Annotated in this window: 18 protein-coding genes; 8 read left to right on the forward strand and 10 right to left on the reverse strand. The window is 35.9% G+C overall.

Going from position 1 to position 22,289, the window contains the following annotated elements:
* Positions 1-125 precede the first annotated feature (125 nt).
* Entirely contained in the window at positions 126-1,124 is a 999-nt protein-coding gene (locus MHH85_RS21400) for an inorganic phosphate transporter (RefSeq protein ID WP_340708442.1), read from the reverse strand.
* 14 nt (positions 1,125-1,138) lie between these two features.
* Positions 1,139-1,759: a DUF47 domain-containing protein gene (locus MHH85_RS21405; protein WP_053419127.1), complete on the reverse strand. Its 621-nt coding sequence runs from the start codon at positions 1,757-1,759 to the stop codon at positions 1,139-1,141.
* A gap of 240 nt (positions 1,760-1,999) precedes the next feature.
* On the opposite strand from MHH85_RS21405, the gene MHH85_RS21410 reads away from it, so the two are divergent.
* The 4 genes from MHH85_RS21410 (at position 2,000) to fumC (ending at position 6,338) form a co-directional block, all read left to right on the forward strand.
* Complete coding sequence (locus MHH85_RS21410) at positions 2,000-2,533, forward strand: hypothetical protein (protein ID WP_340708540.1); 534 nt, start codon at positions 2,000-2,002, stop codon at positions 2,531-2,533.
* 18 nt (positions 2,534-2,551) lie between these two features.
* Positions 2,552-4,117, forward strand: coding sequence for a flotillin family protein (locus MHH85_RS21415; RefSeq protein WP_340708443.1), 1,566 nt, complete (start codon positions 2,552-2,554; stop codon positions 4,115-4,117).
* A gap of 172 nt (positions 4,118-4,289) precedes the next feature.
* Positions 4,290-4,805 (forward strand): PCYCGC motif-containing (lipo)protein, encoded by a 516-nt coding sequence (locus tag MHH85_RS21420; protein ID WP_340708444.1) that lies wholly within the window; start codon positions 4,290-4,292, stop codon positions 4,803-4,805.
* 150 nt (positions 4,806-4,955) lie between these two features.
* Complete coding sequence (gene fumC, locus MHH85_RS21425; protein ID WP_340708445.1) at positions 4,956-6,338, forward strand: class II fumarate hydratase; 1,383 nt, start codon at positions 4,956-4,958, stop codon at positions 6,336-6,338.
* A 63-nt stretch (positions 6,339-6,401) separates the two neighbouring features.
* Here fumC and MHH85_RS21430 read toward each other — a convergent pair whose 3' ends face one another.
* Both MHH85_RS21430 and MHH85_RS21435 read right to left on the reverse strand, forming a co-directional pair.
* Entirely contained in the window at positions 6,402-7,292 is an 891-nt protein-coding gene (locus MHH85_RS21430; protein WP_340708446.1) for an RsiV family protein, read from the reverse strand.
* A complete protein-coding gene (locus tag MHH85_RS21435) occupies positions 7,289-7,786 on the reverse strand; it encodes an RNA polymerase sigma factor (protein WP_053419131.1) in 498 nt (165 codons plus the stop codon). The genes MHH85_RS21430 and MHH85_RS21435 overlap by 4 nt, the downstream gene beginning before the upstream one ends.
* A 220-nt stretch (positions 7,787-8,006) precedes the next feature.
* Here MHH85_RS21435 and MHH85_RS21440 point away from each other — a divergent pair, with 220 nt between their 5' ends.
* Positions 8,007-8,693 (forward strand): ABC transporter ATP-binding protein, encoded by a 687-nt coding sequence (locus MHH85_RS21440; RefSeq protein WP_193737714.1) that lies wholly within the window; start codon positions 8,007-8,009, stop codon positions 8,691-8,693.
* A gap of 1 nt (position 8,694) precedes the next feature.
* Positions 8,695-10,029, forward strand: a complete 1,335-nt coding sequence (locus tag MHH85_RS21445; RefSeq protein ID WP_340708447.1) for an ABC transporter permease — start codon at positions 8,695-8,697, stop codon at positions 10,027-10,029.
* Between the two features lie 52 nt (positions 10,030-10,081).
* Here MHH85_RS21445 and MHH85_RS21450 read toward each other — a convergent pair whose 3' ends face one another.
* The 6 genes from MHH85_RS21450 to MHH85_RS21475 all read right to left on the reverse strand — a co-directional run bounded on the left by MHH85_RS21450 (position 10,082) and on the right by MHH85_RS21475 (position 18,715).
* Entirely contained in the window at positions 10,082-11,818 is a 1,737-nt protein-coding gene (locus tag MHH85_RS21450) for an FTR1 family iron permease (RefSeq protein ID WP_340708448.1), read from the reverse strand.
* Positions 11,793-13,070 (reverse strand): iron uptake transporter deferrochelatase/peroxidase subunit, encoded by a 1,278-nt coding sequence (gene efeB / locus MHH85_RS21455; protein WP_340708449.1) that lies wholly within the window; start codon positions 13,068-13,070, stop codon positions 11,793-11,795. The genes MHH85_RS21450 and efeB overlap by 26 nt, the downstream gene beginning before the upstream one ends.
* Positions 13,071-13,077: 7 nt before the next feature.
* Positions 13,078-13,941, reverse strand: a complete 864-nt coding sequence (efeO, locus tag MHH85_RS21460) for an iron uptake system protein EfeO (RefSeq protein ID WP_340708450.1) — start codon at positions 13,939-13,941, stop codon at positions 13,078-13,080.
* A 235-nt stretch (positions 13,942-14,176) separates the two neighbouring features.
* Positions 14,177-15,337 carry a class I SAM-dependent methyltransferase gene (locus MHH85_RS21465; RefSeq protein ID WP_340708451.1) on the reverse strand — a complete coding sequence of 387 codons (1,161 nt, stop codon included), beginning with the start codon at positions 15,335-15,337 and terminating at the stop codon, positions 14,177-14,179.
* An 84-nt stretch (positions 15,338-15,421) separates the two neighbouring features.
* Positions 15,422-16,807, reverse strand: a complete 1,386-nt coding sequence (gene nhaC / locus MHH85_RS21470) for a Na+/H+ antiporter NhaC (protein ID WP_340708452.1) — start codon at positions 16,805-16,807, stop codon at positions 15,422-15,424.
* Positions 16,808-17,245: 438 nt separating this feature from the next.
* Positions 17,246-18,715, reverse strand: coding sequence for a methyl-accepting chemotaxis protein (locus tag MHH85_RS21475; RefSeq protein WP_340708453.1), 1,470 nt, complete (start codon positions 18,713-18,715; stop codon positions 17,246-17,248).
* 237 nt (positions 18,716-18,952) lie between these two features.
* On the opposite strand from MHH85_RS21475, the gene MHH85_RS21480 reads away from it, so the two are divergent.
* Both MHH85_RS21480 and putP read left to right on the forward strand, forming a co-directional pair.
* Positions 18,953-20,584 (forward strand): AMP-binding protein, encoded by a 1,632-nt coding sequence (locus tag MHH85_RS21480; protein ID WP_340708454.1) that lies wholly within the window; start codon positions 18,953-18,955, stop codon positions 20,582-20,584.
* 178 nt (positions 20,585-20,762) lie between these two features.
* Positions 20,763-22,250 carry a sodium/proline symporter PutP gene (gene putP / locus MHH85_RS21485; protein WP_340708541.1) on the forward strand — a complete coding sequence of 496 codons (1,488 nt, stop codon included), beginning with the start codon at positions 20,763-20,765 and terminating at the stop codon, positions 22,248-22,250.
* Positions 22,251-22,289: the final 39 nt, after the last annotated feature.

Consider the following 22,289-nt stretch of genomic DNA (forward strand, 5'->3'; position numbering starts at 1 on the left):
CTTTCTTAAATAACTCTATGGATTAGTGTAAAGCATACTGTCTTACTTTGTCGTTAAACAGTCAAAAATTTTTACATAAAAAAAGTTTCCATCCGATAACGAATGGAAACCTATTAAGGTCATTATTAGATAAATAAGTTGAGAACAAAAAAGATGGCTGCTCCCATTATTGCAGATGTTGGTAAAGTAATAATCCACGTAAGAACAATTTTCTTTGCTACGCCCCATTTAACACCTTTAACACGTTGAGCTGAACCAACTCCCATAATAGAAGATGAGATAACATGTGTTGTACTTACAGGTAAGTGAAGTTGTGTAGCTCCGAAAATAACAGCGGCAGAAGCTAAATCAGCAGCTGCACCGTTAACAGGTCGAATTTTCATGATTTTACCGCCAACAGTTTTGATAATTTTATATCCACCAATAGATGTACCTAATCCCATTGCTGTTGCAGCTGCAATTCGTACCCACATTGGAATATCGTCACCAGTTTGTAATCCAGCAGCGATTAAAGCCATTGTAATAATACCCATTGATTTTTGGGCATCGTTTGTACCGTGGGTAAAAGATTGTACCGCAGCAGTGAAAATCTGTAGTCTACGGAATCCTTTATTAGTACGGTATAAGTTTAAGTCTTTGAATAACACTTTGAAAATGGACATCATGATAAAACCAGCTACGATAGCAATAAATGGCGAGTAGATTAATGCTTTAATAATTTTGATAAATCCTTCATAGTTCAATACAGCAAAACCTGCAGCAGCAATCGCTGCACCAGCTAAGGAGCCGATTAGAGCATGCGATGAACTAGATGGAATACCATAATACCAAGTTACTAAGTTCCAAATAATTGCGGATAACAAAGCGGCTAAAATAATGACAACCCCGTTATCAATTGCAAAAGGGTCAACGATATCTTTGGCCAATGCTTTTGCTACCCCTGTAAATGTTATTGCACCTATAAAGTTCATAGTTGCGGCCATTAAGACAGCTACACGAGGAGGTAATGCACGTGTAGAAACAGCAGTTGCGATGGCATTTGCAGTATCGTGAAAACCATTAATGAAGTCGAATAATAGTGCGAAAATTACAACAAGAATGGTTAAAAATAGAACAGTATCCAATATATCTACATCTCCTAGGCGTTACGCATTATAATTGTATCCATAGTATTAGCAACATCTTGGCAGTAATCAGCTACTTCTTCAAGTTGTTCGTAAATATCTTTGAATTGAATTATGCGAATAGGATCTTTTTCATGTAAGAATAGTTGTTTAATTGATGTACGAAGAACGTCATCACATTTGCGCTCATAGTCTTTAATGAGGATGGAATGATCACGCATAGCGATCAGTTTTTTGTTTGTTAAATGTCCCATTGCTGCGACAATTTCATCTGTACTTTTTACGATGTATTTAAGGAAATCACGCATATAGTCGTCTACCTCTGTTAATGAGAACATTTCGAAGTGGGCGATACAGCCTTCAATGCCATCAAGGACATCATCCATACGTACAGCTAATTCCAAAATATCTTCACGTTCGATCGGTGTCATAAATGATTTGTTTAACATGAAAATTAATTCATGAATTAATTTATCTCCATCGGTCTCATACTGTTTTAATGTTACGCTAAGCTCTTTTAAATCTGCGATGCTTGTAATTTTAAAATCATTTGCATAATGAACAGCTTCATTAACTGATTCTGCAATTTTCAACAGCGACGCAAAAAAAGGGTCTTGTTTTTTTGAGCTAAACATGTGAATCCTCCTAGGTTGAATATCAACTTATCAATCTCTTTTAACGCTACACAATCATAACAAAATGCAATAAGAATCCCCACATTATTTACATAATTTCGACTAAAATTTACATTCCCGTAATATTAGAAATAATTCTAAATAAAATGTGTAAAATATTTGAAAAAAATGAAACTTTCCCTCCGCTTAACCGTATAACGTATTGTAAGGAAAATAACATAAGTATGAGAGGTGAGTCTAATAGAACTGTTTGGTATAGCAATCCAACAAGTATATTTATATTCCCTAATAATTCTTGCGGTATGCATGGTCTTATTTTTATTTTTCGGAGATGTCATTGATGGTGTAGGAGAAGGTATTCCGTTTTTTAATCCAGCGGTTATTCTTTCTTTTCTAACATTCTTTGCAGCAATTGGTTTCATCTTTGAAAGTTTAACGTCATTTTCTAGTATCGTGATCATCGCATTTGCAACAATTATCTCTACCGTATTAAGTGTATTACTCTATTTCTTTATCTTATTACCATTAAAATCAGCAGAAGTATCAATGGCGTATACAGATGAGTCATTGGCAGGGCAAATTGGTAAGGTAATCGTACCTATTCCTGTTGATGGGTTTGGTGAAGTTGTTATTGAAACTGTAAATGGTTTAATTTCAAAACGTGCTGTCGGATTTGATAATGAAGAAATTGAGTATAACCAACAGGTCCTTATAGTAGAAGTAAAAGAAGGCACGGTCTATGTCAGAGCATATGAGCCGATGTTTTCAAGATAGATAAAAGGGGGAAATGAAATGGATTTTGGAAATATAGGATTATTAGTCGTAATAGGAATTGTAGCTTTTGTGTTATTAGCTATTATTGGTGTTTATGTTACTAAATACCGAACAGCAGGTCCAGATGAAGCGCTAATCGTAACCGGGAGTTACTTAGGCTCAAAAAACGTACATACAGACGAATCAGGTAATCGAATTAAAATTATCCGTGGTGGTGGTACATTCGTACTTCCTGTATTCCAGCAAGCAGAACCATTAAGCTTATTATCTAGCAAACTAGAAGTCACAACACCTGAAGTATATACAGAGCAAGGTGTTCCAGTAATGGCGGATGGTATTGCAATCATTAAAATCGGCGGTTCTATTTCTGAAATTGCGACAGCAGCAGAGCAGTTCTTAGGAAAACCTAAAGAAGAACGTGAAAATGAGGCGAAGGAAGTTTTAGAAGGTCATCTACGTTCTATCTTAGGTTCTATGACAGTTGAAGAAATTTATAAAAATCGCGATAAATTCTCACAAGAAGTTCAACGTGTTGCATCACAAGATTTAGCTAAAATGGGTTTGATCATCGTTTCATTTACAATTAAGGATGTACGTGATAAAAACGGTTACCTTGATTCATTAGGGAAGCCAAGAATCGCACAAGTAAGACGTGATGCTGACATTGCAACAGCAGAGGCAGAAAAGGAAACACGTATTAAACGTGCTGAATCAGATAAAGAAGCACAAAAAGCAGAGCTTGAACGTGCTACTGAGATTGCAGAAGCAGAAAAAGAAAACCAATTAAAAGTAGCTGAATTCCGTCGCGAGCAAGATGTTGCTAAAGCCCGTGCTGACCAAGCATATGAGCTAGAATCAGCTAAAGCAAAACAAGAAGTAACAGAACAGGAAATGCAAGTTCGTATCATCGAACGTCAAAAACAAATTGAGTTAGAAGAAAAAGAGATTCTTCGTCGTGAGAAACAATACGATTCTGAAGTGAAGAAGAAAGCTGACGCGGATCGTTATGCAATAGAGCAAAACGCAGCAGCAGATAAAATGAAACAATTAGCTCAAGCCGATGCGGAGAAGTATAGCATCGAAGCAAGAGCGAAGGCTGATGCAGAAAAAGTACGTTTAGATGGTCTTGCAAAAGCTGACTCAGAACGTGCACAAGGTGAAGCCGAAGCAGATATTATCCGTCTTAAAGGTCTTGCAGAAGCAGAAGCGAAACGTAAGATTGCCGAAGCGTTCGAGCAATACGGCCAAGCAGCTGTACTTGATATGGTCATTCACATGATGCCTGAATACGCGAAACAAGTTGCTAGTCCGCTTTCAAATATCGACAAAATAACAGTCGTTGATACAGGAAGTGGTGGTGAAGGCGGCAGTGGTGCAAATAAAGTCACTGCTTATGCAACGAACTTAATGTCTACTTTACAAGAATCTCTTAAAGAGACATCGGGGATTGATATGAAAGAGCTAATAGAAAACTACTCGGGCAAAGGTACGATTCGCCCAAGTATTGAAAGATTAGCAGATGAAATCCAAGGTAAGTCAACTTCATCAACAACTGCAGTAATTGAACCAAAAGAAGAAGCTTAAATGAAAGGGCTGGCTCATGAAAATGAGTCAGCTTTTTATGTATAAAAAGAATAAGACTTGTCTAATTATATAAAAAGCCTACTACTCAATAATAATGTTGCTTATTTGTCATACAAGTTTAAATACTTATTAAGGTACAATAGGGGAAAAGTGTGTGAAGGAGTTATTAGTAATGAAATTTAAATGGCTTACGTTATTACTAGCTGGTTCTATGATATTGACTGCTTGCAGTAGTGGTGAGGACAAGGCAGATGAACCGGTAAAACAAGAACAACACAATGAAGAATCAGGACATCAACACGCTGTAGCTAATGGTGATATTCAAGAGACGACAGCTTCAGCAGATGTTCTTCCAAGCTTTTTAGATAAACAATCTGAAGATTTGAAACTTGTTTATAAAGCGACAGGTCAAGCAACAGAGATTCTTAAATGGATACCTTGTTATTGTGGGTGTGGAGAAAGTGCAGGTCATAAAAGCAATATGAACTGCTTCATTAAAGAAGTGAAAAAGGATGGCTCAATCGTTTGGGATGATCATGGAACAAGATGTGTAGCTTGTGTAGAAATCGCAATCCAATCAATTAAAATGGCGCAAGAGGGTAAGTCATTAAAAGAGATTCGCAAAGTAATTGATGAAGCTTATAAAGAAGGTTACGCTAAACCGACGCCAACGCCAACACCAGCTTAATATAATTTTCAAACCTTGTACTAGCTTTTGAGTGCAGGGTTTTTTAAATCTCTTATGCAAACAGCATTTAAGACATTCTAATAAGAAAGCGTTATCATAAATGGTGGAAAGGTAATAAGTTTCGTAGAAAAAAAAGGGAGATGGATGACTTTGGATTATCGTATTGAACATGATTCTATGGGAGAGATAAAAGTACCATCAGCACATAAATGGGGAGCTCAAACACAGCGTAGTAAGGAAAATTTTAAGATTGGTACAGAACAAATGCCAATTGAATTTATTTATGCGTATGCACTTCTAAAAAAAGCAGCAGCTACTGTTAGTGCTGAGTTTGGTAATCTGTCACAAGTTAAGGCAAATGCCATTGTTCACGCAGCTGATGAAATTATAGCTGGTAAATGGGATGATGAATTCCCACTTGTTGTGTGGCAAACGGGTAGTGGTACGCAAACCAATATGAATGTCAATGAAGTAATCGCCCATCTTGGAAATGCATATTTGCAAAAACAAGGTAGTGATGAAAGACTACACCCAAATGATGATGTTAACAAATCTCAAAGCTCTAACGACTCATTTCCAACAGCTATGCATATTGCAGCTATTACTGTTGTTACGAATGATTTACTACCAGCTCTACAAGAGATAAAAGCAACATTGCAGGCGAAAGCTGAGCAATTTAAAATGACGATTAAAATTGGCCGTACGCATTTGCAAGATGCAACACCTTTAACACTGGGTCAAGAGATAAGTGGATGGTTGCATATGATTGAGAAATCAGAGCAAATGATTAAGCAAAGTAAAGAACATTTATTAGAGCTTGCGATTGGAGGGACGGCAGTAGGGACGGGTATCAATGCACCTAGTGAATTCGGTGACAGAGTATCTAAAGCTTTAGAAGAAGAAACTGGACTCCATTTCATTTCATCTGAAAATAAATTTCATGCGCTCACAAGCCATGATCAAATTGTTCATGTGCACGGTGCTTTAAAGGGTTTGGCAGCAGATATGATGAAAATTGCCAATGATGTTCGTTGGCTTGCAAGTGGTCCTCGAAGTGGTATTGGCGAAATCACTATTCCTGAAAATGAACCGGGTAGCTCGATTATGCCGGGTAAAGTAAACCCAACACAATGTGAAGCTGTTACGATGGTAGCGACCCAAGTTATGGGCAATGATGTGACGATTGGTATTGCAGCAAGCCAAGGGAATTTTGAACTCAATGTATTTAAGCCTGTTATTCTATACAACTTCATGCAATCTGTCAGTTTGTTAAGCGACGTTATCCGAAGCTTTAACGAACACTGTTTAGTAGGCATTGAGGCAAATGAAGAAAAACTAGACCATTTTGTGAAAAATTCACTTATGTTAGTGACGGCACTTAATCCACATATTGGTTATGAAAATGCAGCAAAAATAGCGAAGCATGCACATAAAAATAACCTGACATTAAAAGCAGCAGCGCTTGCAACAGGATTATTAACTGAAGCCCAATTTGATGAAATAGTAGACCCAGTGAAAATGATTCAATTTTAAATTACGACATTAAAAAGCCTTGCACTTCAGCGGAAGAAAAACTGCTGAGTGCAAGGCTTTCTTTTATTTAATATAGTGATTACTTACAAGGTCTTTTTGTATAGTATTTGTTGGAATTTTGAATTTAACTGTACCCATATAGCCTGGTGCAACCTCATATTGATCAAAGTAGATGATAAGCTCATTATTCTTTGTAATAGAGAAGTTTTGATCCTCTTTAATTTTGTCAAAGCCATTGTTTACATCTGATTCTCCTACAATAAAGTAGGTTTTCTCAACATCAGCAGCCATTTGTTTACGCATTTCATCTTTAATATAATTTGAGATGGTTTCGATATAGGCATTATCTTTGAATAGACTTGGTAAAGTAATGAGTAGTTCATTCTTTTTATCTATTGTATCGTTGTGAATTGTCTCGTAGCTTGAAGCTTGTGTTTCTACAGTATAGCGACTAATTGAAAGTAAATCTTCTGTATCTGTTAATACTTTATAGCCGGCGTCTACCCCTAAGTGTCCTCCGCCTTGTTCTTCAATTTTGGCCATTTTCTTTTGGAACTGAGCAAATAGCTTAGCATTTTCTTGCTCGTATTTTGAATTCAATGTTGCTTCCAATTCTTTGTTCTCAAGGCCAGTAATTTGAGGAGTTGAAATGTTGGCTTGCGAATTGTCATTACCATCAGCTATTTCATTAATAGTGATAACTTTGACAATTGAATTTAAGACAGGAATGTTAGACATTGTTTGTGCAAAGGCTGGACTTATGTTTACACTACCTGCAAATAATATTGCAGCAGCTGCGGCCCCTAGTCCAAAATTTTTAAAAGGGTTCATTTTTTTTCGTTTATTTTTTTTCATTGGGTTAGCTTCCTTTATTGCTTTTTGGACAACAAAATTTAGTTCATCAGGGATTTCAATATTGTCGAATTTTTTTTTGGCGTCGTTAATTTTACTCATGATTCCACATCCTCTTTCATTTCTATGCGTAGCTTACGCAATGCGGCATAAAGCCTTGTTTTAATTGTGTTGCTATTTTCCCCGAGCATTTCGGCAATATCATCGATTTTCATATCCTCGAAGAAGCGCAAGATGATAATGGTTTTGTAAGTAATGGGTAAATGATCAATGGCGTCATATAAATCTAAATCATGTAAATTAATTTCTTGGTTTGGTAAGTGAAAATCTAAGATTTCATCAGGAGAGGCAATTGTTCGTTTGTTTCTTTTTATATAATCGATAGATGTATTGATTAAAATACGGTAAAACCATGTTTTAATATATTCAATTTGCTCTATATAGTCGATTGATTTGAGTGCTTTAACAATGCTCTCCTGTACGATATCTAGTGCATCTTCTTTGTTTTTTACATAGCTAAATGCTAGGCGATAATATGAATGCTGATTTTCTATTATAAATGCTTCTACAAGCTTGTATTTTTCCTCTTTTGTCATGACCAGTTAAACTCCTTCACAAATATAGCGTATCGCGAAAACACTACAATATTTTGACTTGGAAGTACCTCGAAAAGTTTGCATCTATCAAAATTTAATTGAAAACCTTAACGCCACTATATCTAATCTTAAGAATTTCTTCATCTTTATCCTTCTTATTACTTAAGAATCTATGTATATACTTAGTTTCAGTAAGCAAATGGAGAGGGGTTAAAATAAATTGATTGAAATAAAAAATGTAAGTCATACATTTGCTATAGGAAAAAAAGGTAAGGAAAAGAAAGTACCCGTATTAAAGGATTTATCGTTCGATGTAGCAAAAGGAGAAATAGTTTCAATTGTTGGAAAGAGTGGGTCCGGTAAATCAACTTTATTGAATACTATCGCTGGTTTTATGAAGCCTGAATATGGATCAATTGTTATCAACGGTCAAGAAACAGCTTCTATGAATGAAGTTACTCATGCGCAGTTCCGATTAGAGAATTTCGGATTTATCTTTCAAAACTTTCAATTGATGCCTGGTTTAACGGCGTTTGAAAATATTGAATTACCTCTAAAGATTAAAGGTATTCCATCTGCGAAGAGAAAGGTAAAAGTAAAAGAATTATTACAACAAGTAGGGTTGGAAAATGTTTCAGACCATTATCCAAATGAGTTATCAGGTGGGCAGCAGCAACGTGTTAGTATTGCCCGAGCATTAGTAACTAATCCACCAATATTATTAGCGGACGAGCCTACGGGTAGTTTAGATTCTGAAACAGAGCAAGATATTCTACTCCTTATTCAAAGCCTTAATAAAGCGTTGAATTTAACGTTTGTCATTATTACACATGATGAAGAAGTGGCTAATATAGCACATCATAAATTCAGAATGCACGATGGCGAATTAGTTAAGGAGGTATTGTAATATGTTATTTAAGGATCAAGTAGATTTTGTTAGACAACACTTAAAGAAAAATAGGCTACGTGTGTTTACAACTGTTTTAGCAACTACTATGGGATGTGCGTTTTTAATTGTATTAGCATCCATCGGTTTTGGTTTACAAGGGTCGATGGAAAGAGAAATCTTAACAGATCAAAAATTGACAGAAATTGAGGTATACGGAGATCCTCAAAAGAAAATCGATGTAGATGCCATTAGAAAAATGGAGAATGTCAGAGCAGTGGTTGAAAAAACAAATGCTCAACTATCGGCTAACGTAAAATTTGAGGAACGTACAAATAGCGTACCAGTAAACATGACTGAGTTTGATAACGAAGAAAAGGTCGGGAGTAAATTATCTGAAGGTCGTCTACCTCAAAATTCTGATGAAATTGTAGTTGGTTATCATTTTGCAGAGAATTTATTATCGAAAGCAGAGTTGAAAGAGCAGGAAAAGTTAAATGAGGAATCTGCAGAAAATGACACAACTTCTACTAAGCAAGCAAAGAAACTTGGTTACAAGGAATCGCTAGTAGGTAAAACAATTTCAGTAAAACTACAAGATTATGATAATGATAAGGCAATTAATAAAGAGTTAACATTCAAAGTGGTTGGTGTATCAGAAAAACCGGCAAAAGATTGGCTTATTAAAAATACGATACTATTTAGTCATGAACTAAAAGGCGAGTTTTATAATATTTATAAGGCATCTGTAAAAGATTCGAAAAACATAAAAGCTGAAAAAGATATGTTCTATCCGGAGATAAAAGTACATGCTACGAATTTAGAAGCAGTAAAAGGTGTAATAGCCAAACTGAAGGATAAAGGTTTAAGTGTTTACTCAGTTACTGAGCAATTAGATGAAATCAATGTTATATTCTTAGCATTTAAAGTAGGTTTAATCTTTGTAGGGACGATTGCAGTTTTAATTGCATCTATTGGTATTTTCAATACGATGACAATGGCAGTAACTGAACGCACACGTGAAATTGGTGTTATGAAAGCGATTGGAGCAAGTCCAAAATTGATCCAGCGATTATTCTTAATGGAAAGTGCATGGATTGGTATTATCGGAACAGTGATTGCAATTGTTATTTCATATGGCATTAGTTTCTTATCGAACTGGCTATTACCGATTATTATCGATATGGCTACGGATTCAAATCAATTCCAAGAAGCGGATATTGTGTTCTCACATATTCCATGGCAACTCATACTTGTAGCTTCAGTAATTAGTATTGGAGTAGCATTACTTTCGGGCTGGAGACCAGCACGTAAGGCTACAAAAATTGATGTCATCCAAGCTTTGAGACAGGAATAATAATTATAAAAAGAGCGATTAGCCATTAGGCTAATCGCTTTTTTTGATAGTTTCATCCAGTCACATTTTCGTTATGTCGTTTGTAGAAGAAAGTAATGATTACTAAAACAATTAAAATCACTTGTCCAATAATTGTTTCGATTGTAGGGTAGAAACCGATTGAAGCCCATACAGGCAGATTACTAATAATGGATGCTGGTAGCACATTTGTTAACTGCAATGTATGAATACTAACACCGATAATTTTAAACGCTAATAAATAGATTAAAACGGTTGCGACAGCAAAGAAGTAGTGGATTGGGATCTTGCCACTTGCTCGCAGTAATACGATGGCTACAATCATTAAAATAGCAAGGGCAATGCCAATTCCTAAAGTGAAGTCGAAAGTTGACATTTTAGGTGCAATTCCAGCGTAGAATACAAGCGTTTCAGCACCTTCACGGAAAACAGATAAAAAGCTGATAAAGGCCATTGCCCATACACTTTGTTTAGACATCGCATGATTCATTTGTTTTGAAATGTAATTATTCCATGATTTGATGTTGGATTTGCTGTGCATCCACACACCGACACCAATCATCATTGCAGCAGCTGCAAGCCCAATATAGCCTTCTAGCATTTCACGGCTCGTATTAATAGTTGTCGAGTTAAATAATGTTGACATTAAAATCGCTGCCACAGCACTTAAACCGATACCAATACCAGCACCAATATAAATCCATCTTTCCATATGTGTTTGTCCAGATTTTTTCAAGAAAGCTACAAGTGCAATAATGATTAATAAAGCTTCTAGACCTTCACGCAAAAGAATTAATGCTGCATCCCAGAAGCTATAGTTCTGATCTCCTTGGATAAGCTGGATTTGCTGTTTAAAGTTGTTTAACTGAGATGTTATGTCCTTAGCATCTATAGAATCTTTCATTAAATTGCTGGCGATGATAGGCATATCACTTTCGATTTTAGTATATAGACTGGCGTTTTTAGTGCGAATATCGCCCTCTACATTAGGCCATGTAGTAATGAATTTTTTAATAGTTGCCGATGCTTTTGAGTATTCTTCATCATCAATTTGATCTTTTGCCTCATCAATTAAATCTAATAATGTTTGCAGGGAGTAGGTACCAGATTGGGTAGCTGTTTTTTTTCCGGCTGCAAAGTTATCTATTGCTTGTTTTAACGAGTTGAATTGATCTGTTAATGAATCGATATTAGGATTGTCATCTGCAAGTGTCATTCGCATAAAGGACATTTGTGTTTCTATTTGTCCGTATGCTGCAATATCATGTTCTCGTACTGGGCGTTCAGTTCTTTTCCAAAAAGTATTGAACTGCTTGTACTGCACTTCAATTTTTTCTAGGTCACCAGTTTGAATGGTTTGACCTAGTGAGTTCAATGCAGGAGTAATCGTTTTTAAAAATCCAGCACGTTCTGCCATTTCGTCTACAGGATTTTCTGCTTTCTCTAAAGCTGTTAAAGCCTTTGATAGCTTTGTAAGTGCAGTAAGACGGTCTTCTTTAGAAGAGGCGTTTAAAGCTTCATCTAAAGAAGCTTCGATGGCCTTTGTTTCACTAGATGTTTTTACATCAGCTTTTATCCAATCGGATTGGAATGTCTTTATAGCATCAATAGCGGCTTTATCTTGATCCTGCTTAGAGTTCATAATGGCATCACTAATAGAAATGTATAAATGACTATAGGATGCAGCGGCATTTACAGAATGTATTGATGTTAAGATGATTAATCCAAGAATAATAGTGATCTGACTACAGCGTTTTAAAAAGTGCTTCACCGATATAACTCCCTTTTTGTATTCCAGGGAAGCAAGCGAATAAGGCACTGCCTCGATGGGTAATATATTCGTTCATTTTATCTAATCGACCTAGACTGTTTTGAATTTTAATGAATTGATCAGGATTTTTTTGAAATGAAACAAATAGCAAGCCTGCATCATATGAGCCTGTAGCATCCATAACGCCTGATGAGTATGAATACGATCGACGTAATATGCGTGCATCGACAGATTTCGCCAAGAAGACATGAGATGTTTCAGGGACTATATAATTTCCTTTATCGTCTTTTCGATCAATATCCATCGCTTCAAATTCATCTTTTTTGCCAATAGGTGCACCACTATCACGATGACGTCCGAATGTATTTTCTTGTTCTTTTAAAGAAGTACGGTCCCAAGTTTCTAAATGTAATTGAATTCGGCGAGCAACTAAATAAGAACCCCCAGTCATCCAACCTTTTGAGTCTCCAGATTGTACCCAAACAACTTCATTCATATCTTTTTTGTTAGAAGTAGTGGGATTCTCTGTGCCATCTTTAAAAGCAAATAGATTACGGGGAGTCTGTTTTTTCCCTTTTGAAACAGGGAATGCATTGAAGCCAGCTTGTGACCATTTCAAAGATACTTTTCCAGAAGCGGCACGTACAAGATTGCGTACTGCGTGGAACGCAACTTGTGGGTCGTCTGCACATGCTTGAATACAAATATCCCCCCCAGTGTAAGTAGCATCTAGCTGATCTTTTGGAAAGTGAGGTAAGTCTTTTAATTCGTTTGGTTTTTTAGAAGCTAGTCCGAATTCCTCTTTCTCGAAAAGGGATGGTCCAACTCCAAAAGTGATACTTAAATTTGCTGCATCAAGACCTCTTGCTTCACCGGTATCTTTTGGAGGAATCATCCCATTAGTTGTTGGATCACCAATCATTTCGCCATTCATTAAACGAACTGCAAGAGGTGTCCACATTTTGAACAACTCTTGTAACTCTTGTTTAGAAGTAACTAAAACATTTAAAGAAGCGAAATAGATATTAGTTTGCACATCTGTTGCAATTCCAGATTGATGTTCACCATAGAAATCTACCTTGTTAGTAGAAGTTGAATCGTCATCAAAAAAATCCTTGCCAAATGTTTTGATGACGCCACCAAAACCTGTAGCACCAATGGCTACGCCGGCAGCCCCAAGACCGGTCATTTTCAACATTTGACGACGTGAAATTTTTTTATCAAAGATTTTTTCTTCTTTTGTTTCAGTCATTGTAATCTCACTCCATTATGATCGCCATTTGGCTTAATGGTTCGCCAAGGTTGTTTACTGCTTCAGCTAATGCTTTTGTATCGTCTTTAGTAAGTTCAGTGTATGAAATATAACCATCTTTTGTTTCGTGATTAGCTAACAAATCGTTAACTGCTTTAAATTTCTCTGTTAGGTTTTTAGCTAATTCAGGATCTTTAGCTTCGATTTTGCTTTCTAATATGGTAAAGATTTTTTCGGCACCTTCAACATTAGCTTTGAAGTCATATAAGTCAGTATGAGAAAAGATTTCTTCTTCTCCAGAAATTTTTGATGTAGAAACTTCGTTTAATAAATCGATTGCTCCGGTCATCATTAAATCAGGAGTCACTTCAACTGTTTCAACACGAGCGCGAAGTTCTTTTGCATCTTTAAGTAGTTGATCAGCAGTTTTTTCGTAGCCTTTTGTTGTGTTTTCTTCCCATAAGCCGTATTCAATTTTATGATAACCGCTCCAGTCTTCTTTTCCTTGACCTTCTTCTTCTAAATCAGCTAAACGAGCATCAATACGTGGGTCAAGGTCACCGAAGCTTTCCGCGATTGGTTCAGAACGTTCGAAGAACATACGCGCGTTTGGATAAATGTTTTTTGCTTTATCAATATCACCAGCTTTTACAGCGGCAACAAATTTTTCTGTTTCAGTTGTGAATTGATCCATTTGATCAAGTGCGAATTCTTTATATGCATCTATTTCGGCCTTTAAGTCAATTACTTCTGTATCTTTTGTTGCTTCAGATGAAGAATTCTTAACAGAAGATTCTTCATCTGAGTTATTACATCCTGTTACGATAACGCTTCCTGCTAATAAAATGGCTAGTAATGATTTTGACTTCATTGATATCCTACTCTCTGCGATTCGATTTTATATCTACAATAATGATAATCATTATCAGTGAAAAGTCAATGCTTTACGAGACAAAAAATTCTATTTAATGGTATAAGTTTCCTTTTTAAGTATAAGTGTAACATTTGAAGAAGTGGAGTAGATATGATTTTTCTCACAATGTTACTTACAATTTTTCTAATTACAAAAAATCCCCCTGCACCAAATATTGGTACAGGGGAAATTGTTAGTTCACATATTCCTTTAATTCTTTTTCTAAGAAAGGTTTTGCAGATAAAAATTTAGTAAAGGCATTATAGCGTTCCTTTTGAATAACGGTTGGTTTTTTACCTGTGAAGTATGCGCGAATTAATATATTCTTTGGTGTATTCTCCATATCGATAAATTCAAGCAGCTGTGTTTCGTAGCCAACAAGTGTTAAAATCTCAGCACGAATAGAATCTGTAGCTAGTGCAGCAAATCGCTCTTTTACTAAACCATGTTGCAGCATAATATCAAGTGGCGAAGATTGAATTTGAGTATTTAATTCATGTTGGCAGCAAGGAACACTCAAAATCACTTTTGCTCCCCATTTTACTGCACGAGCTAATGCCATATCTGTAGCAACATCACATGCGTGTAAAGTAACGACCATATCGACAGCTGATTCATCATTATAGTCATTAATATCACCTACCAAAAATTCAAGTTGGTCATATTCTAGATCTTTGGCAATTTGTGCGCAATGCTCAATAACTTCCTTCTTTAAATCTAAACCTGTTACACGAATATCTAGTCCTTGCTCAATTTTTAAATAGTGATAAAGTGCAAAAGTTAAATAAGATTTACCTGATCCAAAATCGAGTATACGAATGGTACGGTCTTTTGGTAAATAGTCGAGTGAATCGTGAATAAATTCGATAAAGCGATTAATCTGTTTAAATTTATCATACTTTTGCTTTTTCACTTTACCATCAGCAGATTGCACCCCTAGGCGGATAAGGAATGGATAAACAGTGTCGGGATCTAATAAGTAATTCTTTTTGCGATTATGCGAAAGGTCGACCGTTTTGTTTGCTGTTTGTTCAACTTTCCAAAGTACTTTGTTTTTCTTGGATAGTTGGATTTGTATATTCTCACTAGTGAATTCTCCATGGAACTGACGGAATTGCTCAAATAGCTCATTAACTGTCATTTCAATAGAAGATAACGGTATATTTTCATGCTTTAAAATACGTTCATATTGATATTCAAGTTGAATATGATAAATACCTTTTAGTTCAATTGGCTTTAATTTAATACGTTTAATTTCATTTGATTTTGTACGGGGCTGGCTAATTGTAGCAGCTACTAATTCTTTATTTAACAATCGTTGCAATAACGCTTGTGTCATTTCTTGATAATCCATTGTTACTCGCCTTCTTTATTGTTTAATAGTTGGCATTAGTGTACCATAATTCGCCCACATCAAAGAATAAAAGAAGTTGAGTAATTATTTTTCATCAATGTATGAAAGTGTTTTGCCCGTCCAACCAAATACGATTGTTAAGATAGGTGATAACAAACAGAAGAAGGCAAATGGCAAGTACGCCCAAGTTGAAACACCTAATACATTGGTGATGAAAATACCACATACACTCCAAGGAACGAGTGGGTTTACAACGGTACCCGCATCTTCCATTACACGCGCAAGGTTTTTACTTTTCAAGCCAACCTTTTTGAACTGTGCCTGGAATGCTTCACCTGTTAATAGAATTGATAAGTATTGTTCACCAATTAATGTGTTAATACCGATCGCTGTAACGGCTGCACCTGTAATAACAGAACCAGTACTTTTAAAGAAGCTTTCTACTTTTGATAATAGTGCTTGCACGATACCAAGAGTGAACAATAAGCCACCCATACTAAGTGCTAAAAGGACAAGTCCGATTGTGAACATCATGCTATTAATTCCGCCACGTGACAGTAGGGAATCAATGTCTTCAATACCTGTAGTAGATTTGAAGCCGTTAAATAAAATATCCATTACTTCACTAAATCCAAATTGTGTATGGAAATAAGAAACTATAATAGCTGAAATAGAGCTAACCGCTAATGTTAAAATAGCTGGTGTTTTTTTCAAAGTGAACACGATTAGAACAACTAATGGAATGAGAGTGTACCAATGCACCATACCTGTTTGTAACAAACCGTTTTGGAATGCATCAATTTTGTCTGCGTGTTGTAATTCTTTGTTCGGCGAAATCACACCGTAAACAATTAATGATATGAAAAATGCAGGGATTGTCGTCCATCCCATATTTTTAATGTGTTCAAATAAGTCTACACCGACAATGGCAGATGAAAGGTTCGTCGTATCAGATAGAGGTGACATTTTATCACCAAAAAAAGCACCTGAAACGATAGCACCGGCAGTGATCGCTAAGGAGATATCCATTGCGCTAGCCATGCCGATAAATGCAACTCCCACTGTTGCAGTAGTAGTGAGTGAACTACCAATCGCAACACCAACAATACAAGTAACAAGAAATACAACTGCATAAAAGAAATGTGGTGTAATAGTTTGGAAGCCTAAGTAGATCATTGTCGGGATGGTACCACCCATCATCCAACTACTAATCAAAATACCGATAAAGAAGAAGATGAAAATGGCGCTTAAACCTGCTCTAGAACCCTCAACTAGACCTTCTTCTAGTTGTTTATAAGAAACTTTTTTGATTAAGCCGTAAGCGATTAATAATAAAATACTCATAATAATTGGCATATGAGGTACTGCATCAAATTTAGCAATACTAATCCCCATTGTGGCAATAATGATGCCTACGAGAAGTAAAGCTTCAAAAAAAGATGGTGTAATTTTAGATTGAATACGAAACATGGAAATCCTCCTATATATTAAAATGGCATAAAAAAATCCTTCTATCCCTATAAAAAGGGACGAAAGAGAACTCCGCGGTACCACCCTAATTGTTGAATAATTGTATCCAACCACTTCATTAAAACGAGTATCTAATGGTGTAATTCATCTATAGTACAGACCTAAGTTTGCACCAAATACTTAGTCTCTAATTGCTGTCTGTAAAATAACTACTATGTCCATCACTCGGGATATTTACTTTGTCGCTTCAACGCATTGAAGTTAATAAAGATTCTACCATGTTTGAGTATATAGTCAATAGATTTGACTTAAATATATTACTTGAAACAGTATTTTTATATCTTAATTAGAAAGAAAGTCTGTTGATAGGCATACATAAATTACTCACAATAAAAAAACTATCGGCAAATTAATGCCGATAGTAGAGAAGATAATAGACTATGCTTTTATTGAATTTGCTACTTCATATGTTTGGTTAACATAACTAGCTATTTGATCTTGTTCCTCAGTTAAGTTCACTAAGGTCGCATTTAGCTCTTCGAGAGCTGCTGTACTTTCTTCAATAACAGCGGCAAACTCAGTAGTACTTTGTTGAATAGTTTCGGAATTGCCTTCTATTTGCGCCATATTAGTTAATAGTTGGGCCATCTGTTTTTGCAATGTGTCCATAGTTTTGTGTAGCTCATTGAAGGCAGTTGTAGAATGTTCAGCCTCAGATACTTGTTTGTATATCTTGTTCATTCCATCCTCTAATTTAGTGAGGGTTACTTCATTATATTCATTAACGTTACGTAAGTTCGAATCAATTTTCACGAGTGTTTCATCCGTTACACTAGCAAGTTTACGAATTTCATCTGCTACGACAGCAAAACCTTTTCCATGTTCACCAGCACGAGCTGCTTCAATGGATGCGTTTAATGCTAGTAAATTCGTTTGCTCCGTAATTTGACGAATGGCTACTGTAAAGGAATTTGTTTCAGATATTTTTTCTGTTAAATCTTTGAAAGCCATACTTAAATCGATAAAAAACTTTGTGAAGTCATCAATATCATTTTTCATGACTTGCATCCGAGTAGCACCATTCGTTGCTTGGGTACCAGCCTGGCTCGATTGTTGTACAGCCTCTTTCAGTGAAGTAGAAATACTACGGATTGTATGTGTTGTAGCTTCTGAGTTTAGTACGATATTTGAAATTCGATCAGCTTGTTGCTCCGAACCTGCGCTGATCTCGTTAACAGCGATCAGCATTTCTCGTTGTGCAGCTGTCGCACTGTTAGTATTCTGTGTAATGCTTTGAAGATTTGTTGTGATCGTTTGAACTGAAAAAGAAAGTTTGTCCATCAACAAAGTTTCTTGATGAGATTTCGCTTCTAATTGTTCATAGAGTTTCGCGTTATTATTTGCGTTGTGAGTATTCTGATGAATTTGTAAAAAGATTGCAATACCAGATAGGAAGTGCACAAGTAATAAGTTTTTATATTGTCCAGCCATCATATCCACTTGTCCAAAATATATTTGGTTAAAGACCATCGAAATAGCGCTTAAAAGGTAACCAAAGATCAGTAGCTTTTTACTCGAGTGTATACTAGATACCATTAATAAGAAAAAAGATAATGCTATAGAACCCAATGTGCTAACGCCTTCACCAAGTATTGAACCCATGATAGTGAAGAAAACCATTAACAGAATGAAGTACGGAAAGAAACGTTCGAAAATAGCTAATTTACGTTCAATAAGAAAAGAAATGAATACGAGTGCAAAAATACTACCTACCACAAGTTTGACCATTGGATGTGAGTCGAAAAGTAACTGTGCTAGAAAACCTATGCCTGAAGCGATGATTGTTACTAGGAAAATAAAAAAGTTCTTTCTCTTCCAATCTTCTTTAGATAATAATTGCATGTTCATAGGAAAGGACCTCCTTAAGTGAATTATTTTCAATTTCTATAGACAGGTATATAGTATCTTTTTTTGGAAATTATATAATTCTTATTAACCAATAATAATGTAGAGAACAAAAGATTACTATACTTTATTGGAAGAAATAATAATAAATAATAAACCCTACCATTTTGTAAGTTAATTAATCAGAATTTTATGATAAAATAACAAAAGATAATACTTCGATCAAAGGGGGCATGTTTTATGTTATTTCATAAGACTGTTGGGGAAGTTTTACGTAACACAGTGGAAGCGTTTCCGAATAATGAGGCATATGTATATCCTGAAAATAATGTGAGAAAAACGTATGCGGAATTTAATCAAGAAACAGATGAATTAGCGAAGGCATTTATCGGTATGGGTATTGCAAAAGGGGAGCATATTGCCATTTGGTCGGATAATAAGAGAGAATGGCTACTAAGTCAGTTTGCATCAGGGAAAATGGGAGCTGTTCTTGTAACAGTAAACACGAATTATCAAGAAAAAGAGCTTGAATATTTGCTAGAGCAATCGGACTCAACGACATTAATTTTAGGAGAAGAATTTAAAGGTACTTCTTATATTAATATCATCCAAAAAATATGTCCGGAACTAATGAACTCTAAAAAAGGTTTTATTCAATCAGAGAAATTACCACAATTCAAACGTGTAATAGTTATGAGTGAAAATGATTATCCAGGCATTTATAAATGGAGTGAACTCGTAGAATTTGCTAAGCAAGTGACAAATGAAGAATTAGAAGAACGTTTTCAATCTCTGGATCCAGGTGATGTTATTAATATTCAATATACATCAGGTACGACAGGTTTTCCTAAAGGGGTCATGTTAACACATAATAATGTCGTTAATAATGCTCAGTTAGTTGGAGAGTATATTCACTTAACGGAGCATGATCGTTTGTGCATCCCAGTACCATTCTTCCACTGCTTTGGTTGTGTGATGAGCACATTAGCTTCTGTATTACGCGGTGCCACAATGGTCGTGTTGGAACAATTTGAACCGGGCTTAGTGTTACAAACCGTCCAAGATGAAAAGTGCACAGCTTTACAAGGGGTACCTACAATGTTCATCGCAGAATTAAATCATCCTGACTTTGGGGAATTTGAATTATCTTCACTACGTACAGGTATTATGGCGGGGTCAATTTGTCCAATTGAGGTAATGAGAAAGGTCATTAACGATATGGGTGCTCGTGAAATTACGATTTGCTATGGTCAAACAGAATCTTCACCAGTTATTACACAAACAAGCACGGATGATTCGATTGAAAAGCGTGTATCTACAGTTGGTAAGCCACATCCGAATGTAGAGGTAAAGATTATTGATCCAGTGACTGGAGATGAAGTGAAAAATGGTACACCAGGTGAATTATGTGCTCGTGGCTATTTAATCATGAAGGGTTATTATAATAATCCAGAAGCTACACATGCAGCAATTGATCATGAAGGTTGGCTTCATACAGGAGATATCGCAGTTATGGATGAGGATGGTTATATCGACATTACGGGGAGGATTAAGGACATGGTGATTCGTGGTGGTGAAAATATTTATCCACGTGAGGTGGAAGAATTCTTATATGAGCATCCACAAATACAAGATGTTCAGGTTGTCGGAGTACCGGATGAAAAATACGGGGAAGAACTAATGGCTTGGGTCATATTGAAAGAGGGGGCATCTGTCACGGAAGAGGAGCTTAGAGCATATTGTAAAGGGAAGATTTCCTATCATAAAATTCCGAAGTATATTCAGTTTACAGATGAATATCCAATGACAGCTTCAGGGAAAATTCAGAAGTTTAGATTAAGAGAATTATCGCAAGCACAACTAGTTAAGTGAGTTGTTATGAGGTAGGGTAAATGTTGGAGACTTGTATATTTCGTTTGCGCTTTTAGTAATTTAATAGATGAGAAATGTTGGCGCATTATGAATAAATATACCACCCTAGTTACTTATGCTAGGATAATCATGATAAAATGGCTATACCATATAGGTGAAGGGAAGAGTGAGATTTATCATGTCTGATAATACGTATCAACTCATTGCGATCGTTATTTATATGATTGCAATGTTAGTAATTGGCTGGTATGCATTTAGGCGTACGACTAATTTGACAGATTACATGCTCGGCGGGCGTTCATTAGGACCTGCAGTTACAGCATTAAGTGCTGGAGCAGCAGATATGTCGGGTTGGTTATTAATGGGACTACCAGGTGCAATTTACGCAAGTGGATTAATAGAAGCCTGGATTGCTGTTGGTTTAACTGTAGGAGCATATTTAAACTGGGTGTTTGTTGCACCACGTTTACGTATGTACACACAAGTATCAAATAATTCAATAACAATTCCAAGTTATTTAGATAACCGCTTAAGAGACAAAACGAAGTTACTTCGCATTGCTTCAGGTTTAATTATTCTTGTGTTCTTTACTTTCTACGTTTCTTCGGGAATGGTTGCAGGGGGAGTATTTTTCGAGAGTTCGTTTGGATATGATTATCATACGGGACTATTAATTTCATCTGGTGTTGTAATTGCATATACACTATTTGGAGGGTTTTTAGCTGTTAGTTATACAGACTTTATTCAAGGGTTAGTCATGTTTTTAGCACTTATAATTGTCCCGATTTTCGGTTTATTCTTAACAGGTGGATTTGGAGAAACTGTAGATTCAATTAAAGAAGTTGATCCGAAATTATTAAGTTTATTTGCTGGAACAACGATTACAGGAATTATTTCTACTGTGGCATGGGGGCTAGGCTATTTTGGTCAGCCACATATTATCGTTCGTTTTATGGCTATTAAAAGTGTGAAGGAAACAAAGCAAGCTCGTAGAATCGGAATAAGCTGGATGTTACTAAGTTTATTTGGTGCTATTGCAACCGCGCTTGTTGGTGTTGCCTATTACCAACAAAATGCAGGAGTATTAAAGAATCCTGAAACAGTCTTTATTGTTTTAGGGCAAATTTTATTCCATCCGTTCATAGCAGGTATTATGCTTGCTGCTATTTTAGCAGCAATTATGAGTACGATTTCATCTCAATTAATCGTAACGTCATCTGCATTAGTGGAAGACATTTATAAAGCTGTATTTAAATCAAATTCTTCAGATAAACAATATGTATTTTTAGGACGTATGGCTGTACTTTTAGTATCTATTTTAGCTATGGCGTTAGCCTGGAAACAGGATAATAAAATTTTAGATTTAGTGTCCTTTGCTTGGGCTGGCTTTGGTTCAGCATTTGGCCCTATTATTTTATTGACATTATACTGGAGGAAAATCACAAACTGGGGTGCTTTAGCAGGTATGGTAACGGGCGCAGTGACAGCTTACGTTTGGGGCTCAAATGATAAGCTTCATGCGGCTATGTACGAAATTGTACCTGGATTTATCATCTGTTTACTCGTAGCGATTGTTGTTAGTTTATTAACTTATAAACCTAATAAAGAAATTGAAGAAGAGTTTGATAGAACAATAGAGTTATTGAAAGAAGAACAAGAAGGCTAATCATTCTTGTGTCCGTAGTTGGCTATGCTTGCATACATA

Origin of the sequence: Viridibacillus sp. FSL E2-0187, assembly GCF_038006425.1 — a bacterium.
Classification (GTDB): Bacteria; Bacillota; Bacilli; order Bacillales_A; family Planococcaceae; genus Viridibacillus; species Viridibacillus arvi.